Source organism: Pirellulimonas nuda (genome assembly GCF_007750855.1).
Lineage (GTDB): Bacteria > Planctomycetota > Planctomycetia > Pirellulales > Lacipirellulaceae > Pirellulimonas > Pirellulimonas nuda.
Map to the genome: position 1 here is coordinate 849,445 of NZ_CP036291.1, position 14,321 is coordinate 863,765.

General features: G+C 66.7%; 15 protein-coding genes. 6 read left to right on the plus strand and 9 right to left on the minus strand.

The window, feature by feature from the left end:
• Positions 1-73: 73 nt before the first annotated feature.
• Positions 74-2,194: a HEAT repeat domain-containing protein gene (locus tag Pla175_RS03590; protein ID WP_145281326.1), complete on the minus strand. Its 2,121-nt coding sequence runs from the start codon at positions 2,192-2,194 to the stop codon at positions 74-76.
• A gap of 165 nt (positions 2,195-2,359) precedes the next feature.
• Positions 2,360-3,742 (minus strand): argininosuccinate lyase, encoded by a 1,383-nt coding sequence (argH, locus tag Pla175_RS03595; RefSeq protein ID WP_145281327.1) that lies wholly within the window; start codon positions 3,740-3,742, stop codon positions 2,360-2,362.
• A 356-nt stretch (positions 3,743-4,098) separates the two neighbouring features.
• Between argH and Pla175_RS03600 the strand changes: the two genes are divergently transcribed.
• The 3 genes from Pla175_RS03600 to Pla175_RS03610 are packed head-to-tail and all read left to right on the plus strand — an operon-like array spanning position 4,099 to position 5,558.
• Entirely contained in the window at positions 4,099-4,428 is a 330-nt protein-coding gene (locus Pla175_RS03600) for a hypothetical protein (protein ID WP_145281328.1), read from the plus strand.
• A gap of 19 nt (positions 4,429-4,447) precedes the next feature.
• Positions 4,448-5,062 carry a Uma2 family endonuclease gene (locus Pla175_RS03605; protein WP_145281329.1) on the plus strand — a complete coding sequence of 205 codons (615 nt, stop codon included), beginning with the start codon at positions 4,448-4,450 and terminating at the stop codon, positions 5,060-5,062.
• Between the two features lie 13 nt (positions 5,063-5,075).
• Positions 5,076-5,558 (plus strand): SixA phosphatase family protein, encoded by a 483-nt coding sequence (locus Pla175_RS03610; protein ID WP_145281330.1) that lies wholly within the window; start codon positions 5,076-5,078, stop codon positions 5,556-5,558.
• Here Pla175_RS03610 and Pla175_RS03615 read toward each other — a convergent pair.
• The gene (locus tag Pla175_RS03615) at positions 5,533-6,675 is read right to left on the minus strand and encodes a glycoside hydrolase family 18 protein (RefSeq protein ID WP_145281331.1); all 1,143 of its coding nucleotides are present in this window, start codon (positions 6,673-6,675) and stop codon (positions 5,533-5,535) included. The genes Pla175_RS03610 and Pla175_RS03615 overlap by 26 nt on opposite strands.
• 131 nt (positions 6,676-6,806) lie before the next feature.
• Between Pla175_RS03615 and Pla175_RS03620 the strand changes: the two genes are divergently transcribed.
• A complete protein-coding gene (locus Pla175_RS03620; protein ID WP_145281332.1) occupies positions 6,807-8,432 on the plus strand; it encodes a phytoene desaturase family protein in 1,626 nt (541 codons plus the stop codon).
• 26 nt (positions 8,433-8,458) lie between these two features.
• Here the strand turns inward: Pla175_RS03620 and Pla175_RS03625 are convergent, their stop codons facing one another.
• The 4 genes from Pla175_RS03625 to Pla175_RS25800 all read right to left on the minus strand — a co-directional run bounded on the left by Pla175_RS03625 (position 8,459) and on the right by Pla175_RS25800 (position 11,020).
• Positions 8,459-8,692 (minus strand): hypothetical protein, encoded by a 234-nt coding sequence (locus Pla175_RS03625; RefSeq protein WP_145281333.1) that lies wholly within the window; start codon positions 8,690-8,692, stop codon positions 8,459-8,461.
• A gap of 212 nt (positions 8,693-8,904) precedes the next feature.
• Complete coding sequence (locus Pla175_RS03630; RefSeq protein ID WP_197527244.1) at positions 8,905-9,513, minus strand: REP-associated tyrosine transposase; 609 nt, start codon at positions 9,511-9,513, stop codon at positions 8,905-8,907.
• 199 nt (positions 9,514-9,712) lie between these two features.
• Positions 9,713-10,663 carry a hypothetical protein gene (locus Pla175_RS03635; protein WP_145281335.1) on the minus strand — a complete coding sequence of 317 codons (951 nt, stop codon included), beginning with the start codon at positions 10,661-10,663 and terminating at the stop codon, positions 9,713-9,715.
• Between the two features lie 180 nt (positions 10,664-10,843).
• On the minus strand, positions 10,844-11,020 hold the full coding sequence (locus tag Pla175_RS25800) for a hypothetical protein (protein ID WP_197527245.1): 177 nt from the start codon (positions 11,018-11,020) through the stop codon (positions 10,844-10,846).
• 358 nt (positions 11,021-11,378) lie between these two features.
• Here Pla175_RS25800 and Pla175_RS03640 point away from each other — a divergent pair, with 358 nt between their 5' ends.
• Positions 11,379-12,227, plus strand: a complete 849-nt coding sequence (locus Pla175_RS03640) for an alpha/beta hydrolase (RefSeq protein WP_197527246.1) — start codon at positions 11,379-11,381, stop codon at positions 12,225-12,227.
• 50 nt (positions 12,228-12,277) lie between these two features.
• On the opposite strand, the gene Pla175_RS03645 is transcribed toward Pla175_RS03640, so the two are convergent.
• Both Pla175_RS03645 and Pla175_RS03650 read right to left on the minus strand, forming a co-directional pair.
• Positions 12,278-13,045, minus strand: coding sequence for a hypothetical protein (locus Pla175_RS03645; protein WP_145281337.1), 768 nt, complete (start codon positions 13,043-13,045; stop codon positions 12,278-12,280).
• Between the two features lie 304 nt (positions 13,046-13,349).
• Positions 13,350-13,880, minus strand: coding sequence for a dihydrofolate reductase family protein (locus Pla175_RS03650; protein WP_145281338.1), 531 nt, complete (start codon positions 13,878-13,880; stop codon positions 13,350-13,352).
• 145 nt (positions 13,881-14,025) lie between these two features.
• Between Pla175_RS03650 and Pla175_RS03655 the strand changes: the two genes are divergently transcribed.
• Positions 14,026-14,310, plus strand: coding sequence for a type II toxin-antitoxin system HicB family antitoxin (locus tag Pla175_RS03655; RefSeq protein WP_145281339.1), 285 nt, complete (start codon positions 14,026-14,028; stop codon positions 14,308-14,310).
• Positions 14,311-14,321: the final 11 nt, after the last annotated feature.

Consider the following 14,321-nt stretch of genomic DNA (forward strand, 5'->3'; position numbering starts at 1 on the left):
ATCGCACCCTACTTAACTTCTCAACCTCTCTTCTTTGTGCTTTTTCGTGCCTTTTCGTGGCAATCGTCGTCCGTCATTCTGCGTCAACTTGCGGCCGCTTCTCGCTGTCGGGCTGGCGGCGCTCCAGCGCGTCGAGCACGCGGCCGAGCACCTGTTGGGTTTCGGCGTCGGCCGACTCGCTGGCGTTGTAGCGGTCGTACTGGGTCAGCAACTCATTGGAATCGAGCAGGATGCCGTGGGCGGCGATGTTCTCTGCGAGCGCCTCGGCGGCGGCGCGGCGGTCGGCGATGGGGAGCGACGCGGCGTTGACGTAGTCGATTAGCATCCGCTGCGCCTCGGGGGCGCCGGTCACCGCCAGCGGCTTGATGGCCTCGCTGGGGGGGAGCGAGGCGAGCAGCGCCGCTACTTCCAGCGCCTTGCCGGCCAGGTTGTAGAACTGCGGGCCAGAAGTAATCAGGCCGGTGAGCCAGTCGCGCGCCTTGGCGGCGCGGTCGTCGCGGACCTGCATGTCGTCCATGCCGGGGGTGAACCCACGCAGCCGGGCGACGATCGCCTCGACCGCGGCGGGGGTTTGCGGGCGAGGGAAAGCGACGACGCGGCTGTGCTCGCTGGCGATCTTCTTTGCCTCATCGAGGCGCCCCTCGGAGGCCAATAGCGCGATGGGGAGCTCGCCCCCGCCGGGGCCGCGGCGGATCTGGAACAGCGTTTCGCGGACCCCCGGCAGCAAGATCGCCAGGTCGACGAAGGCCATCTCGACGTTCGGCCCCGCGGCCAGGTCGATCGCGCGGTCGCCGCGATTGGTCGGCATGCCGTCGACCTGCTGGCCGTTGAGCAGCCCCGCCAGGGTGGAGGAGCGTTGCTGGTTGGGCATCGCCACCACGGCCGAGGGGGTTCCCCCCCCCGCGGCGAAGTCGATCACCGCGTCGATCAGCCGGTTTGAGCCGGCGTAGGGGCTCTGCGGGTTGATCGCCATGATGGCCGAGAGCGCGGCGAAGCGGACCGATCGGCTCGGCGAGCTAAGCGCCCGCGACAGCGCCGAGGGGAGCCCTCCGCCGCTGTGCAGCGCGGCGACGTCTTTCCGCTCGCCCAGCAGCTCGCACAGCCTGCGGGCCGCGCCGTGGCGGGCGCCGGCCAGCGCGCAGGCGAGGCCCTGGGAGAGGTCGTAGGTGGGCAGCTTATCGGCCTCAAGTTCCTTGTAGGGCGCCGCGTCGACGCCGTGCGACTTGAGCAGCGCGACGCGCTCCAGGTCGAACACCACGGCGTCGATCCGCTTGGCCTCGCTCTGCGGCGCAAGCCGCCAGCGGTCGCGCGCGAGCCAGGCAGAGAACACCACGCCGGCGTCGTGCAGCGGCACGTCGACCCGCTGCGCCCCTTTCTGGTCCCACACCCACAGGGCGACCTGCCCGTTCGCGTTGGGACGCATGACCGGCACGCCGGCCGCAATTTGCTTGAGCTCCTTCGAGATCACGGCGTCTGCCGAGGCGGTGCTGGGGAGTGTGTCGGTGAGCTCCTGCAGCGACCAGCGGGCGGCCTTGGCTTCGGCGCTGTCGTACGGCGCCACGACGGCCGGCGCTACCAGCAGCGCCACGGCCTGCGGCGCGCCGGCCTGCCCCAACGCGTAGGCGGCCTGGGTGCGCACCGCGGGGTTGTCCGACTGCAGCGCCGCGTAGAGCGCGGGGGTCGACTCCGGCGCCAGCCGCACCAGCGCCTCGCGGATGCGGTTACGCTGCTCGTCGTCTTGGGCCGTGGCCAGTGCGGCCACAAAGTACGCGACGCCCGCCTCGCCGGTCTGGCCGATCTCTTCCAAAGCGGCGCCCACACGGGCCGGATCGCTCAGCAGCTTTGTGAGCTCCGCCAGCCGCTCGGGGCTCGAGCGTACGGCCATCGACGCGTCGAGGCACGACTGCACGAACGGGGCGACCGTGGCGGGGAGCGCCGTCGATCGGCTCATCCGCAGCAGCACCGCCGAGCCAACGTGGTCAACCAGTTCCGCCTTGGCCGTGTCGTCGAGGTTCAGCGCGATGAGCTCTTCGAGGATCGGCCCGGCAAGGTCGGCCCGGCCGAGGTCCACCAGCGCGCCGGCCGCCTCGATGTAGTGCCGCGGCAGGGTCCGCGGCAGGTCGAGCGCCGCCTGAACCGCGGGGCTATTGGCGTTTGCCGCGGGTGTTTGAGCGTGGCAGGGTGAGCTGAGCATCGCCAGTGCGAGCAGAACCCCGAAGCCAGAGCGACTGGGCGTCCACGAAAGGCTCTCGCAGAGGCGCGGAGGCGCAGAGAAGTACGGAGAATGTTCAGTGCGCCTGGGCGCCCGTGCGCCTCCGCGAGAGTCTTGCTTGGTTTGCCGATTTCTTAGCATCTGGGCCTACTCCATCTTGAGCCGAGCTCGCCACGCGGCGGCTTGGCTGCGGACCATGTCTGGGTGGGTCGAACCGAGGCTGCGCATCGCCTCGATCGCGCGTTGGGCGCCGAGGACGTCGTAAACCGATTCATCAAGGTCGGCGTGCGCTTCTTGGAACGCGTCGAGCGGCAGCCCCGACAGCGGCACGCCGCGCTGCATCGCCGTGCGCACCAGCGTGCCGATCAGCTCGTGCGCCGTGCGTTGCGGCACCCCCCGGCTGATGAGGTGCTCCATCAGCGTGGTCGCGTCCAGGTAGCCCGCCTCGAGCCGGGCGGCGATCTGCTCGCGCCGCAGCTCGGCGCCGGCGACTAGCGGCGCGGCCAGCTCCAGGCAGCCGCGCACCGTGTCGACCGCGTCGAACAGCCGTTCTTTGTCTTCTTGCAGGTCGCGGTTGTAGGCCAGCGGCAGCCCCTTGGCGAGCACCAACAGGCTCTGCAGGGCGCCGATCACGCGGGCCGACTTGCCGCGGATGAGCTCCAGCACGTCTGGGTTGATCTTCTGCGGCATGATGCTGCTGCCGGTGCAGAACTGCTGCGGCGGCTTGAGGAAGCCGAACTCGGTGGTCGACCACAGCACCCATTCCTCCGCCCAGCCGCTCAGGTGCACCGCGATCAGCGACAGCGCGCTGGCCAGCTCGATGGCGAAGTCGCGGTCGCTGGAGGTGTCGAGGCTGTTGGCGGTGACGCCGTCGAAGCCGAGCGCATCGGCCACGTGCTGGCGGTCGATCGGGATGGACGTGCCGGCCAACGCCGCGGCGCCCAGCGGCAGCAGGTTGAGCCGACCGCGGCAATCGAGCAGCCGGCCGCGGTCGCGCTCCAGCTTCTCGCAGTACGCCAGCCAGTAGTGCCCGGCCAGCACCGGCTGGGCGCGTTGCAGGTGGGTGTAGCCGGGGATGATGACGCCTTCGTCCTGGGAACAGCGGCCGACGAACGCCCGCTGCAGGTCTTCCAGCAAGCCGACCAGCCGGTCGATCTCGTCGCGGCACCACATCTTCAGGTCGGTCGAGACCTGGTCGTTGCGGCTGCGGCCGGTGTGCAGCTTGCGGCCGACGTCGCCGATACGCTCGACGAGCGCCCGCTCGACGTTCATGTGCACGTCTTCCAGCTCGCGGCGGAAGACGAACGTGCCGGCGGCGATCTCGGCCCCGATGGCCGAGAGGCCGGCCTCGATCTGGTGGCGCTCGTCCCCCGTCAGCACGCCGACGGCCGCCAGCATGCGGGCGTGGGCGATGGAGCCACGGATATCGAGTGCGGCCAGGCGCTGGTCGTAGCTGACGCTCTCGGTGAAGGCCTCGACACGCTCGTCGGTGGCCTCAGAGAAAACGCCGCCCCAAGGTTTGGCGGTCACGGCGGGTCGGCAGGGGGGTGTGGTGGGGCTGGTCTGCGCAGCGGTGAGCGCGACCTGTGCCCGCCCGCCCGCGGCTAGGCAGCCTTACCAAGCTGCCCAACCTGTTTACGCTAAACGGCTTACCGTAGGTTGTCAATCGAGGGTGGGCAGCGACCGCTTAGTAATTGGGCATAGTCCACAGGCGGAATCGTCACCATTCCAGCCCGACACAGGCGCGAGTACGAGACTGCAACCGGGAGGGCTTTCTCGCTGGCGCTTCGGGTTGGGATTCTTTGACGCCGCCTGCGGGATTTGTGCCAAGGTTTTCGCGCCCGGGTCGAATAAGATGGACACACCCATCCCCCGGAGACCGACCGATGTTCCTGTTGCCGCTGGCTCAATCCTCAGAACCGCCCCACTTCGACCCGCAGGCGAGCTGGCTACAGAACTTGCTCGGCCAATTGAATGGCAGTGACTTGGTGGCGGTCGTGCTGCTCTCGATCTTATGCGTCACGGGGGTCGCCATCGTTATCACGGTGGTCAGCACGCTGACGATCAAGACCATCCACCGCCGCTCTGCCGAGACCCAGTTGAAGCGAGAGATGCTGGACCGCGGGTTCTCGGTCGACGAGATTGTTAAGCTGATTGAAGCCACGGGGCACGCGGGTCCCGGCAAGGGCGCCGAGCGCGGCTCGGGGCCTCAGTAATTCGACTCTGGATACTGGCATGAACGACGCTACCGATTGCCTGAACGATCCTTTGCCGGAGTTCACGCTCCCCTACCCGGTAAGCCGGTTCTCAGTGGAGAAGTACCACGAGATGATCGCCACCGGCGTGCTGACGGAGGAGGACAATGTCGAACTGCTTGAAGGGTGGATCGTGCCGATGATGCGTCGTAATCCGCCGCACGAAGTCGCCATGGAGCTCGTGGGAGACCACTTGCGATCACTTCTTATCAAGGGCTGGCGCCTACGTGATCAGCTCGCGATCACAACGTCCGACAGTCAGCCGGAACCAGACTTCGCAATTGTTCGAGGAAGTGCTCGGGACAATCTGACGCACCACCCGCTTCCCGCCGAGGTTGCGATGGTTGTCGAAGTCTCCGATTCATCGCTCAGCCGCGACCGCAACAAACGCCGCCTTTACGCACGCGCAGAGGTCCCTGTCTACTGGCTGCTAAACTTGAATGCCCGCCAGCTTGAGGTCTACACACGACCCTCTGGCCCAACAGAGGCGCCCGCTTACGCAGAGCAGGCTATCTATCGCGCCGGGGACGAGGCGCCCTTGGTAGTCGACGGCCAGACGCTCGGCGCCATCAAGCTTGACGACATTCTCCCATGAAGCCCTGCCTCCCATGAAGCTCTACATCGCCCGACACGCCTGGGCCGGCAGCTACGGCGACCCCGCCTGGCCCGACGACTCCGAGCGCCCGCTGGAGCCGGGGGGCGCCGAGCGCTACGCCAAGCTGGTCGCCAGGCTGGCCGAGCGGGGGATGGCGCCGGAACGCGTCGCCAGCAGCCCGCTGGTGCGCTGCGTGCAGACCGCCGAGGTGCTTGCCGACCAGACCCAGCACCGGCCCGAGATCGAACGGCTCGACGCGCTGGCGCCGGGGGTAGAGCTCGACTCGTTGCTGGAGTGGACGGGCCGCTCGCAGGCCGACGCCGCTTGGGTGGGCCACAACCCCGATGTCGAGCACCTGGTGGCCCTGTTGATCGGCCAGAGCGGCGCGGTGCGGTTCGCCAAGGGGGCGATCGCCAGCCTGCTGTTCGAGGGCCCCGTGCGGCCGGGCGCCGGCGTGCTGCAGTGGCACGTTACGGCGAAGGTGCTGGGCGTTTGACCGCGGGGGTCGGCGCCGGGTCTTCGGGCGCCGGCTGCTCGGCCGGCCACGCTTTCGTGGCCGCACGCACCAGCCAGTTGCTGCCGTCTGGCATGCGGTCCTGGCCCAGCGCCCAGAAGTAATAGCCGCGGTAGCCTTCGTCGTGGGCCCAGGCGGCCTTGAGGTGGATCGAGTTGCGGTCGTCGTACGCGATCACCTGCGTCGGCTCTCCCGTGGGACGCAGCCAGGGCGCCTTGCTGGGGTCGTCCCACTCAGCCGGCGCGCCTGAGCTCACCAGCTCGTTGATGCGGGTATAGGTGTACGCGCCGTGCTGGTTGCGGCGCTCGGCGTCGAGCGGCTGGTAGGGCGCCTCGACCGGGTAGATGCGGCCGAACATCGGCAGCCCCATTACCAGTTTGTCCTTCGGCACCCCGGCGTCCTCGTGCCAACGCGTCATGGCGCCCGACACGCTCCGCCACGACCGCTCGGGGTCCTTGGGGGAGGGGAACAGCGGCGCGTGGTGCGCGGCCGTGCGGTCGTACGGGCCGCACATGTCGTAGGCGGCAACGTTCAGCCAGTCGACCAGCGGCGCCACTTTCGGCCCGTCGATCCATTTCATGAAGAAGGGAGAGGGGGAGACCTGCGCGGTCAACAGCAGCGGCTCGGCGCGGCCTTTGGACACGGTGTCTAGCTCTTGTCGGAGCGCCGCGAGCATCGCGGTGAACCCCTCACGCGTCTGCTTGTTGCGGGGCGACTCCCAGGCCAGGTCGACCCCGTCGTAGCCCACTTCTGCGATCCTCCTCGCAAGCGCTCGGGCAAACGTCGTAGTTGCCAAAGGGTCCTTGGTGATCGTCTCTAGCCCGAGCGTGGTCTGCCCCGCGCCGACGGTCAGCAAGATCTTCACGCCGCGGCCGTGCGCGGTCTCGGCCAGCTCGGCGCTTGGAACGGTTTCGGAAGCAATCGGCATCCCCAGCCCGTCGAGCTGCAGGTAGGCGTGGCAGACGTGGGTGAGGTCTTTCCACGGAACCCCTTCAACGGGCGCGTCGGAGTGGTCGGCCAGGTAGCCCACCGCCACCCGTGGCGGCGTGGCCGTGGCCATCGACGTTAGCCCTAAGGCAAAAAACAGGAGGTATCGCATGGGGGTATGTTAATCAGGGCGAGCTGTCGGCGTCAGCCGGGGACGGCTCGCCAGGCGGAGTTCGCTATTCGCCGACCGCAGGGGGGCCTCTACAATCGGGGCGGAACGAACCCTTTGAGAGAAACTTGCGCATGGCGAAATCGGCTAGGTACGACGCGGTGGTCATCGGCGGCGGGCACAACGGGCTGGTCTGCGCCGCCTACCTGGCCAAAGCGGGCAAGCGGGTCTGCGTGCTCGAACGCCGCGGTGTGCTGGGGGGCTGCGCCACGACCGAAGAGCTGTGGCCCGGCTACAAGGTGTCTACCGCCGCGTACGTCATCAGCCTGTTCTTGCCGCAGATCACGCGCGACCTGAAGCTCAAGGAGCAGGGCCTTACGGTGCTGCCGCGCACCCCCAGCTCGTTCACGCCGCTCCCCGACGGCCGCAGCCTGCTGATGGGCCCCGACGCCGCGCTGTGCCAACGCGAGATCAGCAAGTTCAGCAGCCGCGACGCCGCTGCCTACCCCAAGTACGAGGCGCTGCTGGAACGCGTCGCCGCGGTGCTGGAGCCGGTGCTCAACGAGTCTGCCCCCGACCCGCTGCCGATGCCCAAGAGCTGGCGGCGCATCGGCATCTCCAAGAAGCTGCGCGACGCACAGAAGCTGTGGCGGATGCACCGCGCGATGGCCTCGCTGGGCGCCGACCTGCCGGCCGCGGTCGAGCTCTTGACCGGCGCCGCGCGGCCGATCCTGGAGCGCTGGTTCGAGTCGGACGTGCTGCGGGCCACGCTGGCTACCGACGCCATCATCGGCGCGTTCACCTCGGTCAGCTCGCCCGGCAGCGCGTACGTGCTGCTGCACCACGTGATGGGCGAGGCCGGCGGCGCCCGCGGCGTGTGGGGCTACGTCCGCGGGGGCATGGGCGCGCTGTCGGACGCGATCGCCAAGTCGGGCGAGCAGCTCGGCGTCGAGGTGCGTCGCGAGGCGCCCGTCCACTCCATCCACGTCCACAACGGCAAGGTCACCGGCGTCGGGCTGGAAGACGGCACGCAGATCGACGCGCCCATTGTCGCCTCCAGCGTCGACGCGAACCTGACGTTCCAGAAGTTCTTAGACCCGGCCGTGCTGCCAGAAGCGTTCGCCGCGGCGATCGCCAACATCGACTACAGCTCGGCCTCGATGAAGGTGAACCTGGCGCTCGCCGAGCCGCCGAGCTTCTCCTGCCTGCCGTCCACCGGCGTCCAGCCCCACCACCACGGCACGATGCACATCGGACCCACGATCGACTACCTGGAACGCGCGTACGACGAAGCCAAGTTCGGCCGCCCCTCCGAGGAACCCATCCTCGAAATGACGATGGCCACCAGCGTCGACGACACCATTGCCCCCGCAGGAAAGCACATCCTTTCGATGTTCGTGCAGTTCGCCCCCTACAAGCTGAGGGACGCCCACTGGGACGACATCAAGGAGGCGTTCGCGGACCGCTGTGTCGCCAAGCTGGCCGAGTACGCGCCGAACGTGCCGGGCGCCATCGAGCACCGCCAGGTGCTCAGCCCGCTCGACCTGGAGCGCGTGTACGGCATCACCGGGGGCAACATCATGCAGGGCGCCATGAACGCCAACCAGTTGTTCTCGTTCCGCCCGGTGGCCGGCTGGGCCGACCACCGCTCCCCCATCGGCGGCCTGTACTTGTGCGGCGCCGCCAGCCACCCCGGCGGCGGCGTGATGGGCGCCTGCGGCAAGAACGCGGCGGAGGAGATCCTGAGAGACGTTTGGTAGCGTCGCCCTCTCGCGGAGCGATCGGGCTACGAACTGTCCTTGCGCATCCGCTCGATCTCTTTTTCGAGCGTGGCGAGCGCTTCACGGTAGTCGTCGATGTCGCGCGCGGTGCGGTGTTGTTCTTCGTCGCTGGTGAAGCTGGCGCAGCTTTGCAGGTACGCCTCGCAGTCGTCGATCGACCGCAGCACTTCTGCACGCCGCGCCAAAAGCGCGGCTAGCCGGAGCGCCCGCGGATCGGCGTTTGCCTCGTCGTTCTTCATTGCGCGGTGGTTGGCGTGGGTGTTTGGCTATGCCGTGGGGGGCGTGCGGCCAGCCGTTCTGGGCATTGTAGCGTTGGGCGGCCGGGTGCCATGCCCACGCTCGCGTGGGCATGCGACTCACCAAAGGCGAACGCCTACCGAGCCACACATGCCCACGCAAGCGAGGAGCACGGCGCCCAGCCCAACCAAAGCGCGCAGCGCCGCTCGCTGCTTCAGTAATCAACGTTCATCAAATCGCCATTGGTGCGCTCGTCAAGAATCGTTAGGCTCGGTGCGCTGTCGCGATCAATCGCGATCGGCTCATCTATGCCTGTCGACCATGCCGCGGCGCTCGACCAATGCCAGTCGGTCGACCGCTTGACTAAACCGCGTCGCACCGGGTTCTCGTGGATGTAGCGAATCTTCTCATGCACGTCGCGCACCGAGCGCAGGTTGCGGTCGTACCCGCCACCGCGTTGCCAGAACCGGTAGCAGTGTGTGCCGTTGGGTTGGGCGTCGCTGAGCTGCGGCAAGTAGTCTGGCGCGTTTTCACGCAGCCACACGAGTGCCCGCTTCGAAGTCGATTGTTTGATCGTCGACAGGATCTCAGCGATGCGGGCGTCGCTGCGCGGCAGCAAGATCACGTGAACGTGCTCCGGCATGATGACATACGCCCAGAGGTCGAACATCTGTTTCGTTTGGCCGAGCCGGAGCGCCTGAAGCAGCCACCGACGCGAGCGGTCGCGATCCAGCAGCGGAAGCCTACGGAAGCAACTGAATGTTAAGAAGTGGGCGTCGCCTGGAGTGTCGTACCGTTTGCATGTCTTGCGGTGCGGAGCCATGCGGCCGATTGTCGCCAGCGATGCGAGGCAACGCAAGCAGATTCGAGCGCCATGCCAGATTCGCGTGGAGGTGCAACTCTCGCAAGGCTGGGCGCCGGGTGCCATGCCCACGCTTGCGTGGGCATGCGACTCACCAGAGGCAAGCGACAACCGAGCCACACATGCCCACGCGAGCGTGGAGCATGGCACCCGGCTACGTCTACGGCGGGTGAATCTTGACAGGCAGTTCGTCCAAACGGCCGACCACGAATGGCTCGTCCGTCCGATGCTCCGACACGAGAGTACTACCGGGAAGTTCCATGGCTGCTATTTCGAATTGTTGGCCACCAAGCTCTTCGTTCACCTTCTTCCAGTCTATCTCCAGATCGTAGGTCGTTGTCTGCTGGGAACTGCGATGTTCCATACGAGCCGACGACGGCACCCACACGTCGGAAACCCTCTTCCATTGCACGACGGATTCTTGTCCCCATTGAGATCCCGGCCCATCGGGTTGAGTTTGTTCCATTCCGTAGGTCAACTTGATAGGCGCAAACTGCTTCGCCTCATCGACCCAAAGTGTGGCGACTACCGCTGGACCCTTGTTGCGAACTCTCCACTGAACTTCCCACACGTCGCCCGTTTTCGAGCACTTCTCAGCGTGTTTCTTTGTCAACGATTCGGCAAGCGACTTTACGGTCGCCGCCTCCTCGCCACCGACAAATGTTGTTAGGCCGAAGACTCTAATGTCGAATGGCATGACGGGAGACTCGACTTCGACGTCAGGATCTCTGATTGTCAATGCCTCGGGGCCGATCCCACTGCGGTACAAGAATGCGCAATCTGGCCTCCGAATTAGCCGAAGCTCGATTGTTACACCACCCTCGACTTTCGCCTTATTTCTTACCAAAGGGATTCGCTCACACCGCTGAAAATTCGAAAGACTCTGCTCGTAGTCGAAAGCGCATTTGACGGTCAGCGGATAGCGTTCGCTCTCTTCGCCCCTTTCTATGTGACGATCGCCTTTGATGTGATAGATGCCGCTCCGCAATTGAGAGCGTGCATCGACTACCCCTTGAAGCACCCATTCCGCGTCTTGGGTCTGTGCTTGGCAAAGCGGGCATAAAAAGCCACATACGACGACGAGCGTTCTAATGAATGCTGCGGATGCCATGCTCCCGAATCTAGAAGTGATCATGTTTGCCAACTGGCTTCACCAATAGTCATTTGGTCTGGATTACCGTGCGTCTAGAATAATCGCAGCCGGTCGCCATACACCACGCTCGGCCTGGGCCGGGCCGGGTGCCATGCCCACGCTCGCGTGGGCATGCGACGGCCGGTGAGCCGTTCCCCACTACCACGGCATGCCCACGCAAGCGTGGAGCATGGCGCCCGTCCGGAGCGCCTGAAGCAGCCACCCACGCGAGCGGTCGCGATCCAGCAGCGGAAGCCGGCGGAAGCAACTAAACGTGAGGAAATGGGCGTCGCCGGGAGTGTCGTACCGTTTGCATGTCTTGCGGTGCGCAGCCATGCGGCCGATTGTCGCCAGCGATGCGAGGCAACGCAAGCAGATTCGAGCGCCATGCCACATTCGCGTGGACGTACAACTCTCGCAAGGCTGGGCGCCATGCCCACGCTCGCGTGGGCATGCGACGGCCGGTAAGCCGTTCCCCACCACAACGGCATGCCCACGCAAGCGTGGAGCATGGCACCCGGCTGGTAGCCGGGCGCCAGCTCCGCTCGCGGAGCGATCGGGCTACGCAGGCCCCTTGCGCATCAGCCCGATTTGTCGATCGAGCTTCACGAGCGCTGCAGGTACGCCTCGCTGTCGTCGTTCGTCCGCAGCGTCTACAATATTGGCTACTCTTCACCCATCGGGGCAGCTCGCCATGATTCTCCAACCGTCGTTTGTCCGTCGGGCTGCGGCCGTTGTGCTCGCGGTGTACGCGGCGGCGTCTAACGCCCTCGCCGCCGGCCCGGCGACCGTCACCCGCAACCTCGACTACATCGCCGGCGCCCCGTACGCGCAGGACCGCGACAAGCTAGACATCTACTCGCCTACCGGCGCCGACGGCGCCCCGGTGGTGGTCTACTTCCACGGCGGCGGGCTGCTCAACGGAGACAAGCAGAGCGCCGCCGAACTGGCGGCCCGCCTCACGGCCGAAGGGGTCGTGCTGGTCGCCGCCAACTACCGGCTCTCGCCCGCCTACGCCCACCCGGCCCACATCCAGGACGCCGCCGCGGCGGTCGCGTGGGTGGTGGCGAACATCTCCCGCTACGGCGGCGACCCCCAGCGGGTGTTCGTCTCGGGCCACTCGGCCGGCGGTTACCTAGCGGCGCTGCTGGGGGTCGACCCGTCGTACCTAACCGCCGCGGGCGTGGCGCCGCAGCAGATCCGGGGCTACGCGCCCATCAGCCCGTTTCTGTACGTCGAAGAAACCGCCAAGGTGCGCGACAGTTTCATCTGGGGCGATGACCCCGCCGACTGGCTGGCGGCGTCGGTCACCCCGTCCATCGGCCCCGGCAAGCAGCCCATGCTGCTCGTCTACGCCGACGGCGACGACGTGTGGCGCCGCGCGCAAAACGAGCTGCTCGAGAGCGAGCTCACCGAGCACGGCAACACGGCCCGCGCCGTCAAGATCCTCAACCGCAACCACGGCTCGCTGCTAAGCAAGATCGCCGCCCCGGACGACCAGATCGTCCCGCTGCTGGTAGACTTCATCCACGCGGGCGACTAAGCGGGGGCAGCCACTGCCGGCTTGCCAGCCACGCGTGCCTTTCGCGTGCTTTACCCTCGTCGATGGCGGCGCGTTGCGCCCGCCAATCCGCACGCGCCGACGATCGCGAGCAACAAGCAAGCCGGCTCTGGGACCTGGGTCAAGCGGTCTAGCTCGGCGACTGAGAGAGCCGGGTCGAGGCTAAACACAAAGGCGTCGAGGTGGATGCCGTCTTCACGGCCAGAGAAATTGAAGACATGCGGGCCCGCCGCCGCCGCGGTGTACTTGTATTGCGGAGAGTTCAACACACCGGGGATCCCTGTCTCCACAGCCACGCCCGCCGAAGCATTGACCCATCCCCACTGCTCAACGCCAATGCCGCCAACGCTGACATCCTGGAAGAGCTCGTTCAGCCTCTCGTTGGCCGCCCCAACGCCCAGGTTCGGGGCCCCGCCAAAGCCATCAAAAATGAAAACGCTGTCGTTCTGATCGGCGCCGGCGGCCATGCGTGCCGGATTGGGATCTACGGCCGTCACGTACGCACGTACGTACAGGGAGTACTCTCCGGCAGACGGGACCTCGACGTTGTAGCTCGCGGGCGCCAACGTCCGGTCGTTGAGCGTGTGGACGGTCGCGGTTGCGTACTGGCCCCCGGACGCGTCGGGGCTGTTCACCACGGTCCAGTTGGTGGCGCTGGCGAATCCTTCGGCCTGCACAACCACGCTCTGAGCGTCGGCAGACCCGGCCAAAGCCATCAACGCCAGACAACAAATCGCCAGAGAACCATGCGCCCGTCTGACGCTCATCAACACCGGCCTGCTCGATAGCATTCGAGTCATTACCACCATCCTCCCTAAGCGAGTAAAACGAACTAGAGCGGGCGCGAAATCCACGCTCCTTGAGGCGTCGCTCCTTTAGCGTCGCCCCTCTAGGCATCTAGGTCGCGCCGCGAAACGAGATTCAATCGATAAGTTGGGGTAGAAAAGGGGGCGTCCGGTCTTGGCGGCGTGGCCGCTGCCGCCCCTGCCCGCCGCCATTCTAGCCCAGGCCCAGCCAGGGCGCCACTACTTGCTCATCCGGCAGCAAGCGGGGGAGCAGGCACTCCCGCCGACGACTGAGCGGGCGCCGCGCCACCCGCCGACCTCAAGCAGGAACGTAGATCAACCGGATCACGTCTCCGTCCATCCGATCATGACTGACCAAGCGGAGCCGCGGGCGGGGGCCGGCGAAGTAGGGCTTGCCGCCGCCGAGCACCACCGGGTGCACATAGATGCGGTACTCATCGATCAGCCCCAGCTCGGTGAGGCTGTGCGCCAAGCACGGGCCGGCGACCTCGATCTCCCCGTCGCGCTCGGCCTTCAGCCCGCGGATGCCGCCCTCGAGATCGTCTGCAACAAGCGTGGCGTTGGGGCCGACCGACTTGAGCGAACGCGAGACCACCCACTTCGGCTGGGCCCGCCACGCCGCCGCGAAGGCGCGTCTGTCTTCGTCCCATTCGGGATGGTCGTCGTCCCAGTAGCGCATCACCTCATACATCCGCCGGCCGTACACGCTCCCCGCCTGCCCCCGGGCCTCCTCGATGAAGTGGCGGAAGAGCGTGGGGCTGGGGCCAAACGCCGTGTGGTCGACGTAGCCGTCCAGGGACTGGTTCATGCCGAACACGAGCTTTGCCATCTTCGATGCCCTTGTAGGTTCGAGTCCCGATGTCGGGTGGCCCGACTGCTTCGGCGCCTAGGCGCAGCCTGTCGGCGTGCTTCCGACTCGCCGCACGCCGGCCGCTTAATGTACAATATCACCGGCAAGACAAACCGGAGTGTCCATGATTACCTACCGCGCAATGTACAAGTTCCTCGACGACGGCGTCCACGCCGAGGCGCTCGACTTCCCCGGCGCTATCTCGTGCGGCAGCGACCTGGACGAGGCCCGGCGGATGCTGGCCAGCGCGCTGGTAGACATGGCAGAAGCCGCGATCGCCAGCGGCGAAGCCCTTCCGCTCCCCGACCCGTCGCTGACCTGCGACGAGTCCGACCTGGAAGAGCCGGTGCACCTCGTGCTGCGGGCGACGCACCGCGTGGCGCAGGTTCCAGAAGGGGCCGCGCCGTGAAGCGGCGCGAC

Excerpts from the sequence above, each read along its gene's own strand:
- Pla175_RS03605 (WP_145281329.1), top strand. The coding sequence starts at position 4,448 with ATGAACGACGCTACCGATTGCCTGAACGATCCTTTGCCGGAGTTCACG.
- Pla175_RS03655 (WP_145281339.1), top strand. The coding sequence starts at position 14,026 with ATGATTACCTACCGCGCAATGTACAAGTTCCTCGACGACGGCGTCCAC.
- Pla175_RS03650 (WP_145281338.1), bottom strand. The coding sequence starts at position 13,880 with ATGGCAAAGCTCGTGTTCGGCATGAACCAGTCCCTGGACGGCTACGTC.
- Pla175_RS03630 (WP_197527244.1), bottom strand. The coding sequence starts at position 9,513 with ATGGCTCCGCACCGCAAGACATGCAAACGGTACGACACTCCAGGCGAC.
- Pla175_RS25800 (WP_197527245.1), bottom strand. The coding sequence starts at position 11,020 with ATGGCTGCGCACCGCAAGACATGCAAACGGTACGACACTCCCGGCGAC.
- Pla175_RS03600 (WP_145281328.1), top strand. The coding sequence starts at position 4,099 with ATGTTCCTGTTGCCGCTGGCTCAATCCTCAGAACCGCCCCACTTCGAC.
- Pla175_RS03635 (WP_145281335.1), bottom strand. The coding sequence starts at position 10,663 with ATGGCATCCGCAGCATTCATTAGAACGCTCGTCGTCGTATGTGGCTTT.
- Pla175_RS03640 (WP_197527246.1), top strand. The coding sequence starts at position 11,379 with ATGATTCTCCAACCGTCGTTTGTCCGTCGGGCTGCGGCCGTTGTGCTC.
- Pla175_RS03620 (WP_145281332.1), top strand. The coding sequence starts at position 6,807 with ATGGCGAAATCGGCTAGGTACGACGCGGTGGTCATCGGCGGCGGGCAC.
- Pla175_RS03625 (WP_145281333.1), bottom strand. The coding sequence starts at position 8,692 with ATGAAGAACGACGAGGCAAACGCCGATCCGCGGGCGCTCCGGCTAGCC.
- Pla175_RS03590 (WP_145281326.1), bottom strand. The coding sequence starts at position 2,194 with ATGCTCAGCTCACCCTGCCACGCTCAAACACCCGCGGCAAACGCCAAT.
- Pla175_RS03645 (WP_145281337.1), bottom strand. The coding sequence starts at position 13,045 with ATGACTCGAATGCTATCGAGCAGGCCGGTGTTGATGAGCGTCAGACGG.
- Pla175_RS03615 (WP_145281331.1), bottom strand. The coding sequence starts at position 6,675 with ATGCGATACCTCCTGTTTTTTGCCTTAGGGCTAACGTCGATGGCCACG.
- Pla175_RS03610 (WP_145281330.1), top strand. The coding sequence starts at position 5,076 with ATGAAGCTCTACATCGCCCGACACGCCTGGGCCGGCAGCTACGGCGAC.